The sequence below is a fragment of the Avibacterium sp. 20-129 genome (genome assembly GCF_026226845.1).
Classification (GTDB): Bacteria; Pseudomonadota; Gammaproteobacteria; order Enterobacterales; family Pasteurellaceae; genus Avibacterium.
The window spans coordinates 459,863-480,837 of record NZ_JAKKOE010000001.1 but is presented as its reverse complement, the minus strand read 5'-3'; the positions used below and the strand labels follow the sequence as shown (position 1 = coordinate 480,837).

The 20,975-nt window shown below is 42.3% G+C and carries 16 protein-coding genes, 2 tRNA genes, 3 rRNA genes, 1 pseudogene and 1 riboswitch; of the genes and pseudogenes, 14 read left to right on the top strand and 8 right to left on the bottom strand.

Annotated elements, in window-relative coordinates; genetic code table 11:
• Positions 1–50: 50 nt before the first annotated feature.
• A complete protein-coding gene (locus L5B90_RS02275) occupies positions 51–1,604 on the top strand; it encodes a DUF2813 domain-containing protein (protein WP_250364456.1) in 1,554 nt (517 codons plus the stop codon).
• A 114-nt stretch (positions 1,605–1,718) separates the two neighbouring features.
• Here L5B90_RS02275 and moeB read toward each other — a convergent pair whose 3' ends face one another.
• On the bottom strand, positions 1,719–2,450 hold the full coding sequence (gene moeB / locus L5B90_RS02270) for a molybdopterin-synthase adenylyltransferase MoeB (RefSeq protein WP_265762032.1): 732 nt from the start codon (positions 2,448–2,450) through the stop codon (positions 1,719–1,721).
• 2 nt (positions 2,451–2,452) lie between these two features.
• Entirely contained in the window at positions 2,453–3,667 is a 1,215-nt protein-coding gene (gene moeA / locus L5B90_RS02265; protein ID WP_265762031.1) for a molybdopterin molybdotransferase MoeA, read from the bottom strand.
• Positions 3,668–3,800: 133 nt separating this feature from the next.
• On the opposite strand from moeA, the gene folE reads away from it, so the two are divergent.
• The gene (gene folE / locus L5B90_RS02260; protein ID WP_250364459.1) at positions 3,801–4,457 is read left to right on the top strand and encodes a GTP cyclohydrolase I FolE; all 657 of its coding nucleotides are present in this window, start codon (positions 3,801–3,803) and stop codon (positions 4,455–4,457) included.
• A gap of 54 nt (positions 4,458–4,511) precedes the next feature.
• Here the strand turns inward: folE and L5B90_RS02255 are convergent, their stop codons facing one another.
• The gene (locus tag L5B90_RS02255) at positions 4,512–5,444 is read right to left on the bottom strand and encodes a gluconeogenesis factor YvcK family protein (protein WP_265762030.1); all 933 of its coding nucleotides are present in this window, start codon (positions 5,442–5,444) and stop codon (positions 4,512–4,514) included.
• A 199-nt stretch (positions 5,445–5,643) separates the two neighbouring features.
• A riboswitch (molybdenum cofactor riboswitch) is annotated at positions 5,644–5,794 on the top strand.
• Between L5B90_RS02255 and moaA the strand changes: the two genes are divergently transcribed.
• The 9 genes from moaA (at position 5,783) to rrf (ending at position 13,550) form a co-directional block, all read left to right on the top strand.
• Entirely contained in the window at positions 5,783–6,796 is a 1,014-nt protein-coding gene (gene moaA, locus L5B90_RS02250; RefSeq protein WP_250364461.1) for a GTP 3',8-cyclase MoaA, read from the top strand. (Overlaps the previous riboswitch by 12 nt.)
• 13 nt (positions 6,797–6,809) lie before the next feature.
• Positions 6,810–7,295 carry a cyclic pyranopterin monophosphate synthase MoaC gene (gene moaC / locus L5B90_RS02245; protein WP_250364462.1) on the top strand — a complete coding sequence of 162 codons (486 nt, stop codon included), beginning with the start codon at positions 6,810–6,812 and terminating at the stop codon, positions 7,293–7,295.
• A complete protein-coding gene (gene moaD, locus L5B90_RS02240) occupies positions 7,292–7,537 on the top strand; it encodes a molybdopterin synthase sulfur carrier subunit (RefSeq protein WP_250364463.1) in 246 nt (81 codons plus the stop codon). Before moaC ends, moaD begins: the two co-directional genes overlap by 4 nt.
• A 1-nt stretch (position 7,538) precedes the next feature.
• Positions 7,539–7,991, top strand: coding sequence for a molybdopterin synthase catalytic subunit MoaE (moaE, locus tag L5B90_RS02235; RefSeq protein WP_250350422.1), 453 nt, complete (start codon positions 7,539–7,541; stop codon positions 7,989–7,991).
• 324 nt (positions 7,992–8,315) lie between these two features.
• Positions 8,316–9,859: ribosomal RNA gene (locus L5B90_RS02230) — 16S ribosomal RNA — on the top strand.
• A gap of 80 nt (positions 9,860–9,939) precedes the next feature.
• A tRNA-Ile gene (locus tag L5B90_RS02225) sits at positions 9,940–10,016 on the top strand.
• A 25-nt stretch (positions 10,017–10,041) separates the two neighbouring features.
• Positions 10,042–10,117 (top strand) — tRNA-Ala (locus L5B90_RS02220).
• Between the two features lie 305 nt (positions 10,118–10,422).
• Positions 10,423–13,321, top strand: a 23S ribosomal RNA gene (locus L5B90_RS02215).
• Between the two features lie 113 nt (positions 13,322–13,434).
• Positions 13,435–13,550 (top strand): 5S ribosomal RNA (gene rrf / locus L5B90_RS02210).
• Together the 16S, 23S and 5S rRNA genes with 2 tRNA genes alongside form the textbook arrangement of a ribosomal RNA operon.
• 212 nt (positions 13,551–13,762) lie before the next feature.
• On the opposite strand, the pseudogene L5B90_RS11620 reads toward rrf, so the two are convergent.
• Both L5B90_RS11620 and L5B90_RS02205 read right to left on the bottom strand, forming a co-directional pair.
• Positions 13,763–14,018, bottom strand: a pseudogene (locus L5B90_RS11620) (lipopolysaccharide kinase InaA family protein).
• Positions 14,019–14,021: 3 nt separating this feature from the next.
• Entirely contained in the window at positions 14,022–14,330 is a 309-nt protein-coding gene (locus L5B90_RS02205) for a hypothetical protein (RefSeq protein WP_265762029.1), read from the bottom strand.
• A gap of 101 nt (positions 14,331–14,431) precedes the next feature.
• Here L5B90_RS02205 and L5B90_RS02200 point away from each other — a divergent pair, with 101 nt between their 5' ends.
• The 3 genes from L5B90_RS02200 (at position 14,432) to L5B90_RS02190 (ending at position 16,147) form a co-directional block, all read left to right on the top strand.
• Complete coding sequence (locus L5B90_RS02200) at positions 14,432–15,283, top strand: phage minor head protein (RefSeq protein WP_265762028.1); 852 nt, start codon at positions 14,432–14,434, stop codon at positions 15,281–15,283.
• Positions 15,284–15,441: 158 nt separating this feature from the next.
• Complete coding sequence (locus tag L5B90_RS02195) at positions 15,442–15,630, top strand: hypothetical protein (protein WP_250364466.1); 189 nt, start codon at positions 15,442–15,444, stop codon at positions 15,628–15,630.
• 31 nt (positions 15,631–15,661) lie between these two features.
• Positions 15,662–16,147, top strand: coding sequence for a phage virion morphogenesis protein (locus tag L5B90_RS02190; protein ID WP_250364467.1), 486 nt, complete (start codon positions 15,662–15,664; stop codon positions 16,145–16,147).
• Positions 16,148–16,602: 455 nt separating this feature from the next.
• Here the strand turns inward: L5B90_RS02190 and treC are convergent, their stop codons facing one another.
• From treC to treR, 3 genes are all read right to left on the bottom strand, one after another.
• Positions 16,603–18,282: an alpha,alpha-phosphotrehalase gene (treC, locus tag L5B90_RS02185; protein ID WP_250364468.1), complete on the bottom strand. Its 1,680-nt coding sequence runs from the start codon at positions 18,280–18,282 to the stop codon at positions 16,603–16,605.
• Between the two features lie 13 nt (positions 18,283–18,295).
• Positions 18,296–19,714 carry a PTS trehalose transporter subunit IIBC gene (treB, locus tag L5B90_RS02180; protein WP_250364469.1) on the bottom strand — a complete coding sequence of 473 codons (1,419 nt, stop codon included), beginning with the start codon at positions 19,712–19,714 and terminating at the stop codon, positions 18,296–18,298.
• A gap of 288 nt (positions 19,715–20,002) precedes the next feature.
• Positions 20,003–20,947, bottom strand: a complete 945-nt coding sequence (treR, locus tag L5B90_RS02175) for a trehalose operon repressor TreR (RefSeq protein ID WP_250364470.1) — start codon at positions 20,945–20,947, stop codon at positions 20,003–20,005.
• Between the last annotated feature and the right edge of the window lie 28 nt (positions 20,948–20,975).

Sequence of the window (20,975 nt, the reverse complement as noted above, 5' to 3'; positions counted from 1 at the left end):
AATTATTATGCTATTTTACGCAAGTGAGATAAAAATACAAAGGAGCGATAATGTATTTGCGTCAATTAGATTTGGTGGGATTTCGTGGCATAAACCGCCTTTCGCTTACTTTACAACCGAATATGGTGTTGATTGGTGAAAATGCTTGGGGGAAATCCAGTTTATTGGCAGCGTTAAGTGTCATTTTTAATAACGAGCAACGCCTTTATCAATTCCAATCAACGGATTTTTATCAAGACGAAAAAAATGCCTCTACGGTGAAAGAAATTACCCTATTATTTACCTTTAGCCTTCACCGTGAAGCAAAATCCTTAGCGCATTTTCCTTATCCTCAACTTGCCGTTTTTGATGATGAACCTTATGCTAAAATTTATTTTCAGATTATGGGGGAAATGCGAGGCTCCGAGATTATCACCACCTACCATTTTTTAGATGGGGAAGGGAAAATACTTAGCGTAGAAGACCCAGAACAAATGGCAATGGCATTAATTGCACAACATCCTGTTTATCGTTTTCGTGATGCAAGACGTAATTCCCCCTCTGATGCTCAACCTCTCTCGGCATCACCTTGGTTGGGTGACCCTAAGCTTAATCGCGAAATTCAATCCACGTTGTGCTTACTGCAACATTATTTTCTCAATCGCATTATGTCAGCAGAATTAATGCAAGATACCACCGCACTTTGGAATGATGTGAAATCGCTTTGCCTGAAATTGCGCGAAAAACAGCATCATTCATTACGCCATATTTTATTTCAACAATTAAGCCAATTATTTGTTTCTGCCAATGAATTACGTGATCTTCATCGCTTACGGCCGATTATTTTATTTGAAGATCCAGACGCCCGTTTGCATCCTAGAATGGTGGCGATTATATGGGAATTAGTCAGTTATTTACCCATTCAACGTATTACCACTACAAATTCTGTGGAATTGCTCTCACAAATCCCTTTGCAGGCGATTTGCCGTTTAGTGAGGGGCAGTGAACGCACACAAGCTTTTCAGCTTTCACATCAATTAAATAAAGAGGAATTACGCCGTTTAAGCTTCCATATTCGTCATAACCGTAGTCTTGCATTATTTTCGCGAATGTGGCTGTTGGTGGAGGGAGAAACGGAAGTTTGGATTTTAACAGAATTGGCTGATCTACTTGGTATTGATCTTGCGATGGAAGGCATCAGGATCGTAGAATTTGCGCAGTGTGGATTGCGTGCTTTAATTCATTATGCCAAAGCGATGGGAATTGAATGGTATGTGCTAACCGATGGCGATGAGGCAGGTAAAAAATATTCAGCAACTACGAAAAGTCTCTTGAATGAGAATGAATCACCCGCAATGCGACTCACCTATTTACCGAAAAAAGATATTGAACATTTTTTCTATTATGCCGGGTTTGAGCGAGTGTTTATTCGATTAGCGCATTGGCAGGAAAGTTCACAGAAATATTTGGTTCATCGTATCATTCAACGTGCCATACAACGCACATCAAAGCCCGATCTTGCCGTGGCGTTATCTGATGAGATTAAGCAACGTGGTGTGGAATCCATTCCTCGTTTGTTTAAACAGCTTTTCACACGTGTATTAATTTTAGCACGTTCATCTTGAGGAATAGGTAAAAAATGGCAAGCAAATAAGTTAAGTGGAGAAAGAAAAGTAGAGAGAAAACGGGGAGAAAAAAGAGAGAAAAAATACACGGCAATGAATGCCGCGATATTTCACTTATTTATGCGAAACGGGAAGCTTAATTTCCCTCACTTTCATCGTAAAGCCATCAATCAGCAATAATCGTCCACATAAATTCTCGCCAATTTTCAACCGCACTTTGATTGCTTCAAGAGCTTGCATTGAGCCAATAATCCCCACCATCGGAGCAAGCACGCCGGTTTCCACACAACTTAGCGGCGCATTGCCAAAAAGTTGGCTGAGTTGGCGATAAGTCGGCGTGTTTTCTTCATAGGTGAAAACGGAAATTTGTCCTTCCATACGGATTGCTGCCCCCGAAATAAGTGGCGTTTTGCTTTGCTCACAACAACGATCTAGCTGATTCCGTGTTTCTACGTTATCGGTACAATCTAGCACCACATCGACATTTTGTAATAACGCAAGGAGCGCGTCATCCGTTAATTGTTGATTGATTGCGTCAAGATGCACGTGTGGATTTAAGCGTTGTAAACTGAGCTTAGCGGATTCCACTTTGGGCATTGCAAGACGGCTATCATCGTGTAGCACTTGGCGTTGTAAGTTAGACAAAGAGACGCGATCAAAATCCACTAAAATTAATTTGCCAACGCCCGCTACAGTTAAATATTGGCTTGCAGCACAGCCCAAGCCTCCCAAGCCCATAACAAGCATTGTGCTATCTTTCAATGTTTCTTGGCCATCAAAATCAATGGATTTCAGTACAATTTGGCGATTGTAACGCAGTTCTTCTTCCGCAGTGAGTTCGATCATAATTAGCCCAACAATTCATTAAAGGGTTCAATGGTAACCATTTCACCGGCTTGAACATTGCCTCGTTCTGCTTCTAATACAATAAAACAGTTGCTTTCAATAAACGCACTAAAGAGATGAGAACCTTGAAAACCAACGGCTTTGACTTCAAGTTGTCCTTGTTCATTGAGCCAATAAAAACCGCGTTGAAAATCTTTGCGACCGATGCCCTTTTTCAGATTTTCACTGGCTATCGCCTTGAGTTGTTGTGGCGCTTGCCATTGGCTATATCCACTGAGTTTTGCGATAGCAGGCTGTACTAACTGATAAAACGTAACGAATGCCGAAACGGGATTTCCCGGTAAGCCACAAAACCACGCTTTTTCGAGTTTACCGAATGCAAAAGGTTTGCCGGGTTTCATTGCGATTTTCCAGAAATTAACCTTGCCAAGTTTTTCTAAAATATTTTTTGTGAAATCTGCTTCACCGACAGAAACCCCACCGCTGGTAATGACTAAATCTGCTTGCTCTTGTGCTTGTAAAAAGGCTTTTTCAAATAACGCTTCATCATCAGGCAAAATGCCGAAATCTAAAATTTCACAAGGCAATTTTTCGAGCAATAATTTCACCGTAAAGCGATTAGTATCGTAAATTTTACCTTCATCTAATGGTTCGCCTACTGGCACTAATTCATCACCCGTAGAAAGAATAGCGACTTTTAAACGCGCAAATACAGTCACTTCAGCAATACCTAAAGATGCAAGTAAGGGTAAGGAAAGTGCGGTGAGTTTTTCGCCTGTTTTTAGTACCACATCGCCTTTTTTCACATCTTCACCAGCACGGCGAATATTTTGCCCTAATTTGGGGATTTCATTGAAGGTTACCGTGCCGTCTTCATTAAGTTGCACATTTTCTTGCATGACCACGGCATCGGTACCCGCTGGGATCATTGCGCCTGTCATAATTCGTATTGCACTTTGTGGCAACCACTCACCATTAAAAGGGTTACCCGCAAAGGCTTTGCCCGCAACGTTTAACGTATGTGATTGTGCAAGATCCGCAAGACGCACCGCATAACCGTCCATTGCAGAGTTATCAAAAGAAGGCACGTTAATTGGAGAGATAATATCGTCCGCACAAATACGTTGGCTCGCTTGCGATAAGGGGAGCGTTTCACATTGTTGTGGTAAAGGAAGTTGATCTAACATCTGTGTTAGCGCTTGTTCAAGGCTAAGCATAAATTGTCCTTTTGTCTGCTTAAATATTTTCTCATTCTACTCATTTTTTTCATATAAATTAACTATTATTCTCATTTTATTATTGTTTTAGACTTTGATAGAATAGCCTAATTTAAAATTTGGAGAGTAGTCAATGAATAAAATTTCACCTGAGGCAGAAAAAGTTCGTCAGGCATTAGTGAGCAAAGGGATAGAAACCCCGATGATTACCACACAACTTACAAAATCTCAACGTCGAGAAGGCATTGAGCAACATATGCGTGAGGTAATGAAATTGATCGGTCTGGATTTGCGTGATGATAGCCTTGAGGAAACCCCCGTTCGTTTAGCCAAAATGTTCATTGATGAAATTTTTAGTGGCTTGGATTACGCCAATTTCCCAAAAATCACTAATATTGAAAATCGAATGAAAGTGAGCGAAATGGTGTTGGTGAATGACGTTACGCTAACTAGCACTTGTGAACATCATTTTGTCACCATTGATGGAATGGTGTCCGTTGCGTACTATCCGAAAAAATGGGTAATTGGGTTATCAAAAATTAATCGTGTTGTGGCATTTTTTGCCCAACGCCCACAAGTACAAGAACGTTTAACTGAACAAATCTTACTGGCTTTCCAAACCATTTTAGAAACAGAAGATGTGGCAGTGTATGTTAAAGCAACCCACTTTTGCGTGAAATGTCGAGGTATTAAAGATACCAATAGTTATACTGTTACCTCTGCATTTGGTGGCGTATTCCTTGATGATCGAGAAACAAGGAAAGAGTTTTTGAGTTTAATTAATAAATAATTTTAGGGAAAAAATAGGGCGAAAGGATTTCGTCCTATTTTTAAGTACAATGACTTATCTTATTAATTCTTCAATCAAATCATCAATCGCTTTGCATAATAATGTGCGATCGTGGCGGTAGGTGACATCGTCTGCACGTAATCGTCTTGCAATAAGGGTTAAACCTTCATTTTTCTGTGCTGGTTCTAAGCCATTTTGAACAATTGCACCATCAATAATATTTTTTCCTACCGTTTCGTTAATCCAATTTATCCGATCTTGTAACGACAATGCCGCAGAAGGACTATGCTCAACTCCAAGATTATCAATGAAAATTTTCTTAGCTTGACTGTCTCTCAATGCATCGATGATTTCAGGTAATAAAATCGGTGGCATTATGCTAGTGAGAAAACTCCCCGGTCCAAATAAAATAATTTCAGCCTGTTGAATGGCTTGTATCGCTTCGGGCGTTGCACTGACAAGGGGAACAAGAAAAATAGAATTGGGGATTTCAGTTAAATCATCAATTTCGACTTCACCAACCACGCTTGAGCCAGAGGGAAGTGACGCAGCGAGGTGTACAGGGGTTTCAGACATAGGGATAATGAATGATTTTACATGTAAGAGATCGCGGATTAAATTCACCCCTTCAGTTGGGCGAATATGCATATTTTCTAACGCTTTAAGCATTAAATTGCCGAGATTATGACCTGCTAATTCCCCACTTCCTGAAAAGCGATATTCAAATAATGCAGAAGCAGTGCTAGGTTCTGTGATAATTTGATTTAAACAATTACGCAGATCACCCCAAGCAATCCCGCCTTGCTGCCGCCGAATTCTTCCTGTCGAACTGCCATTATCTGTGGTGGTAACGATACCAGTAAGGCGTTCTTTCATAAAACTCAAGGCCGACATTACGCGTCCAAGTCCGTGTCCTCCGCCAATAGCCACAATTTTATTTATTTTATCTAAGTTTTCATGACGGCTATGTGGTGTTAAATCACTCATTATTTTTCCTTAAATAGGTGAGGGTGAGACGGATGTTAAGTATAAACAAATTTAAACAAAAGTGCGGTGTAAATTTTATAAATTTTCGTTATATAAAATATTATATAATTGATTTATAAGTAAAAAAATATCCCCTTTTTTGATATAGATCTCATTCTAGGTATAGCTTAAATTCGCTTAAACCTTTAGAATAAAGAAAATTTTCGCATAACTCCGAGCTTGTTTGCCTACGTTTTATTTAACGATGAAATAAGGTAGCAATGCCAGTAATACAATGTTGTATTACTCAGGGATACGTTGGAAACGGCTTATCCTCTCTCATTTTAGAAAGGTGTCTAATGCAAACAATTCCCATAAAGCAGGTGGGAGAAACGCGTCTTATAGATGGGTTTGCTCGCCAATATTATTATCTGCGCTTATCTATTACAGATATGTGCAATTTTCGTTGTAACTATTGTTTACCCAATGGTTATCAGCCAGAGCCAAATAAACCGAGCTTTCTTACTCAAAGTGAAATTGTTCGCTTGGTGCGTGCTTTTGCTCATCTTGGTACGGAAAAAATTCGTATCACGGGCGGTGAGCCGACCTTACGCAGAGATTTCCTCTCAATTGTAGAACACATTCAGCAAGTTGAACATATTAAGCAAATTGCGCTCACAACAAATGGTTATCGTATGGCAAAAGAGGTATCAGCTTGGAAACAAGCAGGAATTACGTCCATAAATGTGAGTGTCGATAGCCTTGATGCTAAAATGTTTCAACGTATTACCGGGGTAGATAAATTTGCTGAAATTATGCAAGGCATTGATCGTGCTTTTGAGGTGGGATACCGTAAGGTAAAGGTAAATGCTGTATTAATGAAAAATCTGAATACCCAAGAATTTGGGGCGTTTCTCAATTGGATTAAAGATCGCCCCATTCAAATGCGATTTATTGAATTAATGCAGACGGGAGAAATGGATCAATTTTTTCAACGCTATCATCTATCTGGGCAAATTTTAGCTGATCAATTACTTGAGTCCGGTTGGCAATTACAACCGCGTGGTTATTTAGATGGCCCTGCTAAAGTGTTCAAACACCCCGACTATCAAGGGGAAATCGGTTTAATTATGCCTTATGAAAAGAATTTCTGTACAAGTTGCAACCGATTACGAGTGTCCGCAAAAGGTAAATTGCATTTATGTTTATTTGGTGAGGAAGGCATTGAATTACGTGATTTATTGCAGTATGACGAGCAACAGCCACAATTAGAAGCACGTATATTTTCAGCCTTACAAGGAAAACGGGAACATCATTTTTTACATAATGGTGATAGCGGAGTGCGTAATCATCTTGCCAGCATTGGCGGTTAATAAAGGAATAACGATGACCACATTTACTCATATTAATAACAATGGCGAAGCCAATATGGTGGACGTTTCGGGCAAACAAGAAACGGTTCGTGAAGCAAGAGCAGAAGCTTTAGTGACAATGTCACCCTCTACTTTGCAAATGATTTTGTCAGGCCAACACCACAAAGGTGATGTTTTTGCCACTGCGCGTATTGCTGGGATACAAGCGGCAAAACGGACTTGGGATTTAATTCCATTATGTCATCCTTTATTACTTTCAAAAGTGGAAGTCTCTTTAACTGCCTTACCTGAGTGCAACCAAGTGCGTATTGAAAGCCTATGCAAATTAACGGGCAAAACAGGCGTGGAAATGGAAGCACTTACCGCAGCAAGCGTGGCAGCCTTAACCATTTATGATATGTGTAAAGCGGTGCAAAAAGATATCGTGATTGAACATATTCGCCTTTTAGAAAAGTGCGGTGGAAAATCTGGCCATTTTTTAGCAGGAAAAACAGAATGATTAAAGTATTATTTTTCGCCCAAACACGAGAGTTAATTGGTGTTGATGAGATCGAAGTAACAGGAAAATTTGCCAATGCAGAAGCATTACGCCAACATTTAAGTGCCAAAGGGGATAAATGGGCATTAGCATTAGATAAAGAAAAACTTTTAGTTGCGATTAACCAAACATTGTCTAATCTTGAAAGTGCAGTACAAAATGGTGATGAAATTGCCTTTTTCCCACCAGTTACAGGAGGATAAGATGGCAGAAATCCAAATAGCTGTACAAACTGCACATTTTGATCAAAATGCAGTTTATCGTTGGGTGTCTGCGCCGAATAATGTTGGGGCTGCCGTGATTTTCGTAGGAAAAGTGCGAGAAATGAATTTAGGAGATAATGTATCCAGTTTGTTTCTAGAGCATTATCCTGCAATGACCGAAAAAGCGTTACGTGAAATCGTGGAAGAAGCCTGTTCCCGTTGGCAGTTATTGCGCGTGGCTGTCATTCATCGTGTTGGTTTATTGCATACGGGTGATGAAATCGTGCTTGTTGCAGTCAGTTCCCCTCACCGTGGTGAAGCCTACCAAGCAAATGAATTTATTATGGATTTTCTGAAAAGCAAAGCGCCTTTTTGGAAAAAAGAGCAGACAGATAAGGGCGAACGCTGGATTGAACATCGAGAGAGTGATCAGCAGGCGTTAGATAAGTGGTAAAAGCCGCATTTTTGATAAGTTTTTTATTTACTTAAGTTGTTCTAGTTAAGGCATTCTAGTAAAAATTTGTATTTTTTTACTATTTTTACAAAAAAACACTTGCAAAGATTTTCGAGATGTCTATAATACGCCGCACACAACGACGCGACGTTGTAGAACTGAAGATGATACAAATCGCGTCGTTCTTTTTTGCTCTTTAACAATCAATCAGACAATCTGTGTGGGCATTCGTTGATTTTCAAAAAGATTTAAAATTTAGAAATCAATGATGCTTAACTTGAAATTCGAAAAGAATATAACGTTATGTATTCATTGAGCGAGATTAAACTGAAGAGTTTGATCATGGCTCAGATTGAACGCTGGCGGCAGGCTTAACACATGCAAGTCGAACGGTAACGGGTTGAAAGCTTGCTTTCGATGCTGACGAGTGGCGGACGGGTGAGTAATGCTTGGGAATCTGTTTTATGGAGGGGGATAACCATTGGAAACGATGGCTAACACCGCGTAATATCTGAGGATTAAAGTAGTGGGACCGCAAGGCCACTAGCCATAAGGTGAGCCCAAGTGGGATTAGGTAGTTGGTGGGGTAAAGGCCTACCAAGCCTGCGATCTCTAGCTGGTCTGAGAGGATGACCAGCCACACTGGGACTGAGACACGGCCCAGACTCCTACGGGAGGCAGCAGTGGGGAATATTGCGCAATGGGGGGAACCCTGACGCAGCCATGCCGCGTGAATGAAGAAGGCCTTCGGGTTGTAAAGTTCTTTCGGTGATGAGGAAGGTGGACGTGTTAATAGCACGTTGATTTGACGTTAGTCACAGAAGAAGCACCGGCTAACTCCGTGCCAGCAGCCGCGGTAATACGGAGGGTGCGAGCGTTAATCGGAATAACTGGGCGTAAAGGGCACGCAGGCGGTAAATTAAGTGAGATGTGAAATCCCCGAGCTTAACTTGGGAATTGCATTTCAGACTGGTTTACTAGAGTACTCTAGGGAGGGGTAGAATTCCACGTGTAGCGGTGAAATGCGTAGAGATGTGGAGGAATACCGAAGGCGAAGGCAGCCCCTTGGGGAGATACTGACGCTCATGTGCGAAAGCGTGGGGAGCAAACAGGATTAGATACCCTGGTAGTCCACGCTGTAAACGCTGTCGATTTGGGGGTTGGGCTTTGAGCTTGGCGCCCGTAGCTAACGTGATAAATCGACCGCCTGGGGAGTACGGCCGCAAGGTTAAAACTCAAATGAATTGACGGGGGCCCGCACAAGCGGTGGAGCATGTGGTTTAATTCGATGCAACGCGAAGAACCTTACCTACTCTTGACATCCAAAGAAGGTCTTAGAGATAAGACTGTGCCTTCGGGAGCTTTGAGACAGGTGCTGCATGGCTGTCGTCAGCTCGTGTTGTGAAATGTTGGGTTAAGTCCCGCAACGAGCGCAACCCTTATCCTTTGTTGCCAGCATGTAGAGATGGGAACTCAAAGGAGACTGCCAGTGATAAACTGGAGGAAGGTGGGGATGACGTCAAGTCATCATGGCCCTTACGAGTAGGGCTACACACGTGCTACAATGGTGCATACAGAGGGAAGCGAGCCTGCGAGGGTGAGCGAATCTCAGAAAGTGCATCTAAGTCCGGATTGGAGTCTGCAACTCGACTCCATGAAGTCGGAATCGCTAGTAATCGCGAATCAGAATGTCGCGGTGAATACGTTCCCGGGCCTTGTACACACCGCCCGTCACACCATGGGAGTGGGTTGTACCAGAAGTAGATAGCTTAACCGAGAGGAGGGCGTTTACCACGGTATGATTCATGACTGGGGTGAAGTCGTAACAAGGTAACCGTAGGGGAACCTGCGGTTGGATCACCTCCTTACCGAAGAGAAGACGAATGTTCACACAGATTGGTTGATTGATGTTAGACAATGAGAAGCAAAGGAATACCCGAATCCTTGAGGGTCTGTAGCTCAGGTGGTTAGAGCGCACCCCTGATAAGGGTGAGGTCGGTGGTTCAAGTCCACTCAGACCCACCACTCAAGTGATGAAGAAGAAATGATTGGGGATATAGCTCAGCTGGGAGAGCGCCTGCCTTGCACGCAGGAGGTCAGCGGTTCGATCCCGCTTATCTCCACCAAATCATTTAATGAGATGTAAATCATTAGTAAGTTCTTTTAGATTGTCTTAAGTAAGTGTACTTAAGATAGATTTTAGTCAGAGAATTTAGTAATGATAGTACACAAAATCAGTATTATTGTATTTGCTCTTTAACAATGTAAAAACAAGCTGAAAACTGAAGAGACTTTCAAGCCGGTGATAATAAAGTTTATCACTGAATTGAAGAAGTCTGAGTAGAAGAAGACTTACTTGAACAAAAGCAAGTAAGCGATTCTCAACGAATGACGATGATAGCTTTAAGGAAAAAAATCCTTGAGGTTGTATAGTTAAGTGAGAAAGCGTACAGGGCGGATGCCTTGGCAATCAGAGGCGAAGAAGGACGTGCTAATCTGCGAAAAGCGTGGGTGAGTTGATAAGAAGCGTTTAACCCACGATGTCCGAATGGGGAAACCCGATAGGTGAAGAACCTATCATTGTTTACTGAATAAACTAGGTAAACAAGGCGAACCGGGAGAACTGAAACATCTAAGTACCCCGAGGAAAAGAAATCAACCGAGATTCTGTGAGTAGCGGCGAGCGAAAGCGGAGGAGCCAGTAAGTGATAGCGAGTGATTTAGGAGAATTGACTGGGAAGTCAAGCGAAACAGGGTGATAGCCCCGTATCTGAAAAATCGCGTGTGGTACTAAGCTTACGAGAAGTAGGGCGGGACACGAGGAATCCTGTTTGAAGATGGGGGGACCATCCTCCAAGGCTAAATACTCCTGATTGACCGATAGTGAACCAGTACTGTGAAGGAAAGGCGAAAAGAACCCCGGTGAGGGGAGTGAAATAGAACCTGAAACCCTGTACGTACAAGCAGTGGGAGCCCTTTGGGGTGACTGCGTACCTTTTGTATAATGGGTCAGCGACTTATATTTTGTAGCGAGGTTAACTGAATAAGGGAGCCGAAGGGAAACCGAGTCTTAACTGGGCGGCTAGTTGCAAGGTATAGACCCGAAACCCGGTGATCTAGCCATGGGCAGGTTGAAGGTTGGGTAACACTAACTGGAGGACCGAACCGACTAATGTTGAAAAATTAGCGGATGACCTGTGGCTGGGGGTGAAAGGCCAATCAAACCGGGAGATAGCTGGTTCTCCCCGAAATCTATTTAGGTAGAGCCTTGTGTGAATACCTTTGGGGGTAGAGCACTGTTTCGGCTAGGGGCCCATCCCGGGTTACCAAACCGATGCAAACTCCGAATACCAAAGAGTACTGCACAGGAGACACACGGCGGGTGCTAACGTCCGTCGTGGAGAGGGAAACAACCCAGACCGCCAGCTAAGGTCCCAAAATCTATATTAAGTGGGAAACGAAGTGGGAAGGCTTAGACAGCTAGGATGTTGGCTTAGAAGCAGCCACCATTTAAAGAAAGCGTAATAGCTCACTAGTCGAGTCGGCCTGCGCGGAAGATGTAACGGGGCTAAAATATAGTACCGAAGCTGCGGCATCAATCGAAAGATTGTTGGGTAGGGGAGCGTTGTGTAAGCGGAAGAAGGTGAATCGAGAGGTTTGCTGGACGTATCACAAGTGCGAATGCTGACATAAGTAACGATAAAACGGGTGAAAAACCCGTTCGCCGGAAGACCAAGGGTTCCTGTCCAACGTTAATCGGGGCAGGGTGAGTCGGCCCCTAAGGCGAGGCTGAAAAGCGTAGTCGATGGGAAACGGGTTAATATTCCCGTACTTGGTAAAGCTGCGATGTGGGGACGGAGAAGGTTAGGTTAGCGTACTGTTGGAGATGTACGTTTAAGTTGGTAGGTGGGTAGACTAGGCAAATCCGGTCTACTGTCAACACAGAGAGATGATGACGAGGCTCTAAGGAGCTGAAGTAACTGATACCACACTTCCAGGAAAAGCCACTAAGCTTCAGGCTTTACTAAACCGTACTGAAAACCGACACAGGTGGTCAGGTAGAGAATACTCAGGCGCTTGAGAGAACTCGGGTGAAGGAACTAGGCAAAATAGCACCGTAACTTCGGGAGAAGGTGCGCTGGCGTAGTGTGAAGTTCTTTGCGAATGGAGCATGAACCAGTCGAAGATACCAGCTGGCTGCAACTGTTTATTAAAAACACAGCACTCTGCAAACACGAAAGTGGACGTATAGGGTGTGATGCCTGCCCGGTGCTGGAAGGTTAATTGATGGTGTAATCGAAAGAGAAGCTCCTGATCGAAGCCCCAGTAAACGGCGGCCGTAACTATAACGGTCCTAAGGTAGCGAAATTCCTTGTCGGGTAAGTTCCGACCTGCACGAATGGCATAATGATGGCCAGGCTGTCTCCACCCGAGACTCAGTGAAATTGAAATCGCCGTGAAGATGCGGTGTACCCGCGGCTAGACGGAAAGACCCCGTGAACCTTTACTATAGCTTGACACTGAACCTTGAATTTTGATGTGTAGGATAGGTGGGAGACTATGAAGCGGTAACGCCAGTTATCGTGGAGTCGTTGTTGAAATACCACCCTTTAACGTTTGATGTTCTAACGAAGCGCCTGAAACGGGTGTTCGGACAGTGTCTGGTGGGTAGTTTGACTGGGGCGGTCTCCTCCCAAAGCGTAACGGAGGAGCACGAAGGTTTGCTAATGACGGTCGGACATCGTCAGGTTAGTGCAATGGTATAAGCAAGCTTAACTGCGAGACAGACAAGTCGAGCAGGTGCGAAAGCAGGTCATAGTGATCCGGTGGTTCTGAATGGAAGGGCCATCGCTCAACGGATAAAAGGTACTCCGGGGATAACAGGCTGATACCGCCCAAGAGTTCATATCGACGGCGGTGTTTGGCACCTCGATGTCGGCTCATCACATCCTGGGGCTGAAGTAGGTCCCAAGGGTATGGCTGTTCGCCATTTAAAGTGGTACGCGAGCTGGGTTTAGAACGTCGTGAGACAGTTCGGTCCCTATCTGCCGTGGGCGTTGGAGAATTGAGAGGGGCTGCTCCTAGTACGAGAGGACCGGAGTGGACGCATCACTGGTGTACCAGTTGTCTCGCCAGAGGCACTGCTGGGTAGCTAAATGCGGAAGAGATAAGTGCTGAAAGCATCTAAGCACGAAACTTGCCTTAAGATGAGTTCTCCCAGTCTATAAGGCTGTAAGGGTTGTTGGAGACTACGACGTAGATAGGCTGGGTGTGTAAGCGGTGTGAGCCGTTGAGCTAACCAGTACTAATTGCCCGAGAGGCTTAACTATACAACACTCAAGGGTTTTGGCTTGTTTTTGATTGAGAGAGTAGGGATTTTAGAGCGTAAGGCTTTGAAGTCTGTAGATAAGAGAGATAAGCTTTAGATAAGCGAAAGAATTATCTTGGCGGCGTTAGTGCAGTGGGTCCACCTAAATCCATGCCGAACTTAGAAGTGAAACGCTGTAACGCCGATGGTAGTGTGGGAGCTTCCCATGTGAGAGTAGGGCACCGCCAGGTTTTGAATAAGAGAAGAACGCCATTGAGGGAACTCAGTGGCGTTTTTCTATTTTGGGAGGGAGGAGGGATATTTTCACTCTATGGCTCAAAAGATAAAAGAGGCTTGAAATCTAAGTAGGCTATTAAATTTTTGAAATTCACTTTTTGCAAGGTCAAATAAAAATTTCTATTTTTATTCAAAATAAGAGAAAAGGATTTATATAGCTGCTAAATTATTTAGGATATCCAACTAAAATTTCATTCCAATCTGGCTGAGTAAATTGAATTGCCAGTTTATTTCCCTTTTTATTAAAAGAGCGGTGTAATTTAGTTAGATTTTGGGCTTTCCAACTATTACCTGATTTTTCTGTGCATTTCTAAGAGCCAATATTTTTGTTCTGGCGTGGCGAAATGTTGTACTAAAATAGTATGGGTGTTGAGGTTGGTGTGGCAAATTTGTCGATCATGTAATTGACGGATTAGTCGCAATACTCATTCAAACCCTGCTTCAAATAAACGCCTATCCATCGTAGCTGAATAAATCGTGAATGTAATTAAGCTATTTTGCTCTTTGATTTGAGCTGCAACAGATGATGTGCGCAGGTATCGTTTAGCACTTATTAGGCATAAAAGAGCGGTAATAAAAGGTATCCAATTCTGTTTCATCAATAAAATGGCTTGATATTCATCGTATTGTTCCAATGTATGTTGATAAGCGGCTACTTGCTCTGGTTTTTGCTCTCCTTTATAGCGGGCTGTCTTTTTTACGCGTAATACCCAAAATTCACTCAAATAAGTCATATTTGAGTGCTATTTTAAGTGCGGTGCTTTTTTGTTAATTATTTACTCGCCAAAATCATTGCTCTTTTGAGGATGAATATTTTGCTCAGTGGTATCAACAAATGCGCGATAATGTAGATAACCGCCCTTATTGGCAATATAGTGCCGTCAATGATGATCGCACCCGCCCAAGTTATAGCGCAATGAATGGTTTAGTATATGCCTATGATGCTCCATTCTGGCACACCTTTTACCCGCCTAATGGCTTTAATTGCCGTTGTACGGTGATTGCCCTTGCCGAGCGGGATATTAAGCGGCGTAATTTAACCGTGAGCCAAAGTGAAGGGCGATTGGTGGAATATGAGCGTAAAATTAACCAACGAGAAACCGAGAAAACCACGGCGTTTAAGGTCAATGAAGATCGTTGGGTGATTACTGACCGTGGCTTTGATTACAATGTAGGGCGCACAAGTTATAAACCCAATTTAGACCTGTACCCCGAAAAACTCGCTCACCAATTTACTAAACGGGAAATGAGTGGTACTGGCTTTAAATGGGATTTTAAGCAATTTGAAAAAGAGTTTAATACCGCTAAACAGGCATTAAAATTAGGTGATAAACCGAATAGCACGCAACTGACTGCCATCCGTAACCAGCTATGCCGTGAATATAAATTTACTGCTGGGGTGCTAAATGCAGAAGATAAAGCCAAACTCGCTAGCCAAACGGCAACCGTGTGGCTGTCTGATGATACTTTGATTAAGCAGTTTAGTAGTCGAGAGGGGCAAAACTTTGAGGCGGAAGAATATGCCGTATTGCCTGAATTAATCTATCAGCCAGATCTTATTAAGGAAGGAAAACAGAAGAAGCATTTTGAATTATATAAAACCATTGATGGTAAAAGCTATATAGCCGTAATTAAAGTGCTAGAAAAGGAAATCTTTGTGCAGTCATTTAGACGAGGAAAATTATAAATTAGCCACTAGGTAGGGCTCCCTACACCTACACACGCTCTCGCACATTTAAGTAGCTTTGAGGCTATTCAAACAGGCTGCGATCGGGAGATTCATCGCTTTTCTAGTGGCTATGATGACTATACCCCTTTTTATTTTTAATGACAATAGGAGATGCAATGGAAACATTACTTAACGACAAAAATTGGCAGGCTTACTTACCCTTAGCTTTGAGCCTACAGGAAAAAGATGAGATTAAAGCCGCATTGCTGAAAAACATAGCGCAAACCCCTGACAGTTTTACTGCGCTATGTGAATACTTAAGATGCTTACGCATTATTGAAGACTATCCGTTAAAAACAGAATAAGGCGATATAAACGAAATACACACGGGGTATTATGATCGAAATAAAAATCAACAACGAAAAAGAAGTGTTTGAGCTATTGGAACGCTTAAGCCAAGGTGTGCGTTATAACGCCCCTTTAATGCGTGTCATTGCGGGGACAATGCAATCGGCGGTAGATCAAAACTTTCAGGCAGGTGGGCGCCCCAAATGGTTGGGGGTAAAATCTCGCCCGAATGGTTCGCCTTTGATTGATAGTGGGGCGTTACGTAATAGTATTCGCGCCAGTTGGGATAATGATGAAGCTATTGTTGGCACGAATTTTGCTTATGCCGCTATTCATCAATTTGGCGGAAAAACCAAGCCCCATAAGATTAAGGCAGTAACCAAAAAAGCCTTGAGCTTTGGGGGCATTGTGCGAAAATCCGTTAATCACCCGGGGAGCAATATCCCAGCTCGTCCATTTCTGGTTTTAACCCCACAAGATGAAGCGGATATTTTAGAGGACGTACAAGCCTATTTTCAGCGTTTGATAAAATAATGCTATTTAGCCCCTAAATCGCACATTGTGCGATTTTTTCTTTTATGGGTACAATTTATCATTCCAAAATTTTTAAAACAAATTAAAGCGATTTAAAACGGTTTTAAAATGGGTTTGCTACTCTCTTTACCTTTTTATTTATTCTTTGCACTTAAATCTGTGCTGAACGTCAACACTTCTTTTCTCCTTTCTCTTTCTCGTTATGTTTGTCTTCATTGGATGAATGAGGACTTTTTAGGAAATTAGACTTATAACTGAGTGATAACGAAGAAAGTTTGAATATCTGTGCATACCATTTGTAATGAATATCTCAGTTAAGTAGCAAAAAATGAAGTAAGTGACGAAGAAACGACAATGCGAGAAAGTGGATTTAAATACAAAATAAATGTTCTAAAAATGCTCTGCACTTGAGGTATCAAGCACAGAGCAAAGAGCGGTAGTTTTTCTACAAATTTTTATTTTTGATAGAAATACAGTCCTTGGAACGGTTCAAGTGTGAACTGGCTTGTTACTTGAGGTTCAGTTACCTGAATATGGCTATTTTCAAGTAATATCCATTGCTGGTTTGCCAAGTTTTCCGGCAGTTTAATGTGTTGTGGCTCGTTACTTAAATTGGCTAAAACTAACAATTTTTCATCCGCACTTTCACGCAAATAAGTCCATAGGTTTGGTGAAGTTGGATTGAGATCTTGGTAGTTTCCTTCAATGAAAATTGGATATTGTTTGCGTAAGGCGATTAAGCGTTGATAAGTATAAAATACCGATTGTTCATCAGCCAAAGCCTGTTCTACGTTAATCTCTGTTTGTCCAACACCAATCCAAGGTTCAACTTGGCTGAACCCGCAGTAAGTGCCATTATTCCATTGCATTGGTGTGCGGCTATTATCGCGAGATTTTTGTGCCAGAATTTTTATTAATAGGTTTTCATCCATTCCTTGTTCACGCAGTTCAGCGAACATATTCAGGCTTTCTACATCACAATATTGCTCAATTTTCGAGAAGTTTGGATTAATCATTCCAATTTCTTCACCTTGATAAATATAAGGCGTGCCTTCCATTCCGTGTAATACCATTGCTAGCATTTTGGCTGATTGTTGATGCCATTTGCCTTCATCACCAAAACGCGAAACAATGCGTGGTTGATCGTGGTTACACCAAAATAGTGCATTCCACGCTTTGCCGTGCATTCCTTGTTGCCAATAATTAAAAATTTGTTTTAATTCCACAAAATCAGGTTTGGCGAGTGTCCATTTTTCACCATTTGGATAATCCACTTTCAAATGATGGAAATTAAAGGTCATTGATAATTCTGAACCTTGCTGATTGGCATATTGCTGACAATGCTCAAGGCGGGTGGAGGACATTTCACCCACTGTCATTAAGTTACGAGGTTGGAACACTTCGCGACTTAATTCTTGCATAAATTCGTGGATGCGTGGGCCATCGGTATAGAAACGACGTCCATCACCTTGATTATCATCAGGAAAATCTTGTTGCTTGGAAACCAGATTAATGACATCTAAACGTAACCCATCTACGCCTTTGTCTGCCCAAAAATGACAAATTTTTTGTAATTCTGACCGCACTTGTGGATTTTCCCAATTCAGATCTGCTTGCTCTGTGGCGAAAAGGTGTAAATAATGTTTGCCCACGCGTTCATTCCATTTCCATGCGTTGCCACCAAATTTAGAACGCCAGTTATTTGGTGGGGTAGTGGCATCATCCCCTCGCCAAATATAAAATTGGTGATAAGGGCTTTGTGGATCTTGTGCCGCTTTGAACCATTGATGTTCCGTTGAAGTGTGATTAAACACCATATCCATAATAATACGGATATGACGTTGATGCGCTTGAAAAACCAGTTGCTCAAAATCTTGCATTGTGCCGTAAATGGGATCGATGGCACAATAATCTGCCACATCATAGCCATTATCTACTTGAGGCGACACATAAATTGGCGTGATCCAAATGGCATCTATGCCCAGTTTTTGTAAATAATCTAAGCGCTGAATAATGCCTTGTAAATCACCAATGCCATTGCCGGTGGTATCTTGGAAACTTTTTGGATAAATTTGATAAATTACGCCGTTTTTCCACCATTGAGGGTGAGAAAGTGCGGTATTTTTTTCTATCATTTTTGCCTCGCTGTTATTGTGGAAGTGTGCCATTGGCAGCACGACGTTTATACACGATCATTGTTAAAATGAGTGGCACAACCACGGCAACCACCATCGCAAAGGCAAACACACCCCAGAATGGTAATTGAATGGAAAGAATGCCGGGTAAACCACCCACACCAATACTGTTTGCCAGCACGCCATTTAAGCCACAAATTAGACCTGCACAAGCTGAGCCGATCATTGCACAAAGCATAGGGAAACGGTATTTCAAGTTGATCCCATACATTGCAGGCTCGGTAACACCTAGGTAAGCAGAAATGGTTGCTGGCACAGAAATTTCACGTTCATTGGCTTTTTTGCTTACAATTACAATGGCTAACACCGCAGACGCTTGTGCGATATTTGAAAGGGCAATCATTGGCCATACGGGCGTGCCTCCAATATTTTGAATCATTTGCATATCAATGGCGAGGGTAGTTTGATGAACCCCCGTGATAACTAATGGAGCATAAAGAAAGCCAAATAACGTTGCACCGATTGGCGCGAAACTGCCTGTTAATCCTGCGCGGACGACATAAGCCACGCCATTACCGATTTCACGACCAATAGGGCCGATAATAGAATGCGCAAGGAATACGGTGATAATTAACGAGGTAACAGGCACAATCACTAAATTCAATGAAGCTGGCACAATGCGACGTAAGCGCGTTTCGATCCAGCCTAAGGCTAACCCCGCCATAATTGATGGAATAACTTGCGCTTGGTAACCCACTTTATCAATAGCGAACCAACCGAAATCCCACATTTCAGGAATTTTTGAGCCAAGTTCGTAAGAATTCATTAATTGTGGTGAAACCAAGGTTACCCCAAGCACGATCCCCAAAATGGGTGAGCCTCCCATTTTTTTTACGGTGGACCAACAAATTCCCACTGGTAAATAGAAGAAAATCGCCTCACCAATTAACCATAGGAAAGAATGGATAGTTGCCCACATTGGGTGTGTTTGCACCAAGGTTTTGCCGTCAAACATTGGAATATCCCCAATTACATTGCGGAAACCTAAAATCAACCCTCCGCTAATTAAGGCAGGTAAAAGAGGAATAAAGATCTCCGCAAAATGTGAGATAAATTGTTCATACCATTTCATATTTTGGCGTGCAGCGATTTTCGCTTGCTCTTTATTTGCCTCAGAAATTTGCGTTTGTTTGAGCAATTCTTGGTAATAAAGATCCACTTCAGGCCCAATCACCACTTGAAATTGCCCAGCATTGGTAAAGCAGCCTTTCACCATAGGCAACGCTTCAATGCCTTTCACATCAGCAATTTCAGGTTGATTTAACACGAAACGTAAACGCGTGATGCAATGGCTCGCTGTGGCAATATTCTCTTTCCCACCAATTAACTGGATTAATTGGGTAATATATTGAGGATGAATTTTCTTTGCCATAATTTTTCCTTTCGTCTAAAAAATGTTCGTGCGTATCTTACGCATTTTTATTTTTCTCTCAATGGGAACGTTCCCAATCTGTGATCTAAATCACAGATTTAGATGCAACGAAGGGGAATTAATGAATGAAACGGAGATTGAATACGCCAAATAGCGTGAAAATGCACTGTTTTAACCTTTTCTTTCGTATCAATTTGGCTATTGTTCATCTTGATCGTCTGTATTTCATTGTAATAAAAAGACATTATTTTACGGAAAAATGAGATATGGCAAATAGCGTAAAAAGATCTAAACCAACCCACAATCAATGCAATTCGCCTTAATTTCTTTGTGTTTCAGTAAATGAAAGAGTTGTTTGACTGCTTGTTTACCGGCAGTAGTAAAGCCGAGATCGACACTCAAAGTTTGAGGGAAGAGAAATCGTAATAGCGGATTGTTACCGATGCCAGCTACGCGAATGTGAGTAATTTGGTGTTCTTGCAACCATTTGACTACTCCGATTGCCAAGGTGTCGGTGGCACAGACAATGGCAGAAATTTGCGAAAAATCCACCGCACTTGCTAATTGATAAGCACTGTCATAGCTTAACTCACCTAGCACGGCATAAGGTGAAAGCTGATGAGCTTGACAAAAGCGAAGATAGGCTTGATGGCGCAAGTAACCTGTCGTCATATCGCTTTCTTGTACACCAAGATAAGCGATTTTTTGATGACCTTGTTGATGCAAGGTTTCAAGTAACAGGGTTACGGCACGTTGTTCATCATAGTACACACAAGAAAATTGCACATAATGGCGTGCAATAACCACTAATTTTTTTTCCCAACCTTGCAGATCTTGTTCTTCTAAACCTGAAAACGCAAACAAAATGACACCATCAACACGGCGTTGTTGAAAGAAGTTGAGATGTTCCTGCAAACGGTGCATTTCCATTTGGCTTTCTACAATAATGGGTTCACAGTTCGCCGCGTAGAGTAGAGGGAGCATTGCGGAAAGGGCTTGGTTTTCCGCATTAGACGTTAAACGCGTGACAATAATGCCGATCATTGGGTTGCCTTGCCCACGCATCGCCCGTGCAGATTGCGAAGGGGTAAAGTTATGTGCTTGAATAATCGCTTGAATTTTCTCGCGTGTTTCCTTACTCACGTTGCTATCTTGGTTTAATACGCGAGAAACTGTTGATTTTCCTACGCCAGCTAAGGCAGCAATATCTTTAATCGTGAGTTTTTTTGCCATTATTCAATCCTATGCAGAGAAGGCGCTC

Excerpts from the sequence above, each read along its gene's own strand:
- L5B90_RS02200 (WP_265762028.1), top strand. The coding sequence starts at position 14,432 with ATGCGCGATAATGTAGATAACCGCCCTTATTGGCAATATAGTGCCGTC.
- moaA (WP_250364461.1), top strand. The coding sequence starts at position 5,783 with ATGCAAACAATTCCCATAAAGCAGGTGGGAGAAACGCGTCTTATAGAT.
- L5B90_RS02205 (WP_265762029.1), bottom strand. The coding sequence starts at position 14,330 with ATGACTTATTTGAGTGAATTTTGGGTATTACGCGTAAAAAAGACAGCC.
- treR (WP_250364470.1), bottom strand. The coding sequence starts at position 20,947 with ATGGCAAAAAAACTCACGATTAAAGATATTGCTGCCTTAGCTGGCGTA.
- moeA (WP_265762031.1), bottom strand. The coding sequence starts at position 3,667 with ATGCTTAGCCTTGAACAAGCGCTAACACAGATGTTAGATCAACTTCCT.
- L5B90_RS02255 (WP_265762030.1), bottom strand. The coding sequence starts at position 5,444 with ATGAGTGATTTAACACCACATAGCCGTCATGAAAACTTAGATAAAATA.
- treC (WP_250364468.1), bottom strand. The coding sequence starts at position 18,282 with ATGATAGAAAAAAATACCGCACTTTCTCACCCTCAATGGTGGAAAAAC.
- moaC (WP_250364462.1), top strand. The coding sequence starts at position 6,810 with ATGACCACATTTACTCATATTAATAACAATGGCGAAGCCAATATGGTG.
- folE (WP_250364459.1), top strand. The coding sequence starts at position 3,801 with ATGAATAAAATTTCACCTGAGGCAGAAAAAGTTCGTCAGGCATTAGTG.
- moeB (WP_265762032.1), bottom strand. The coding sequence starts at position 2,450 with ATGATCGAACTCACTGCGGAAGAAGAACTGCGTTACAATCGCCAAATT.
- treB (WP_250364469.1), bottom strand. The coding sequence starts at position 19,714 with ATGGCAAAGAAAATTCATCCTCAATATATTACCCAATTAATCCAGTTA.
- L5B90_RS02195 (WP_250364466.1), top strand. The coding sequence starts at position 15,442 with ATGGAAACATTACTTAACGACAAAAATTGGCAGGCTTACTTACCCTTA.
- moaD (WP_250364463.1), top strand. The coding sequence starts at position 7,292 with ATGATTAAAGTATTATTTTTCGCCCAAACACGAGAGTTAATTGGTGTT.
- L5B90_RS02190 (WP_250364467.1), top strand. The coding sequence starts at position 15,662 with ATGATCGAAATAAAAATCAACAACGAAAAAGAAGTGTTTGAGCTATTG.
- moaE (WP_250350422.1), top strand. The coding sequence starts at position 7,539 with ATGGCAGAAATCCAAATAGCTGTACAAACTGCACATTTTGATCAAAAT.
- L5B90_RS02275 (WP_250364456.1), top strand. The coding sequence starts at position 51 with ATGTATTTGCGTCAATTAGATTTGGTGGGATTTCGTGGCATAAACCGC.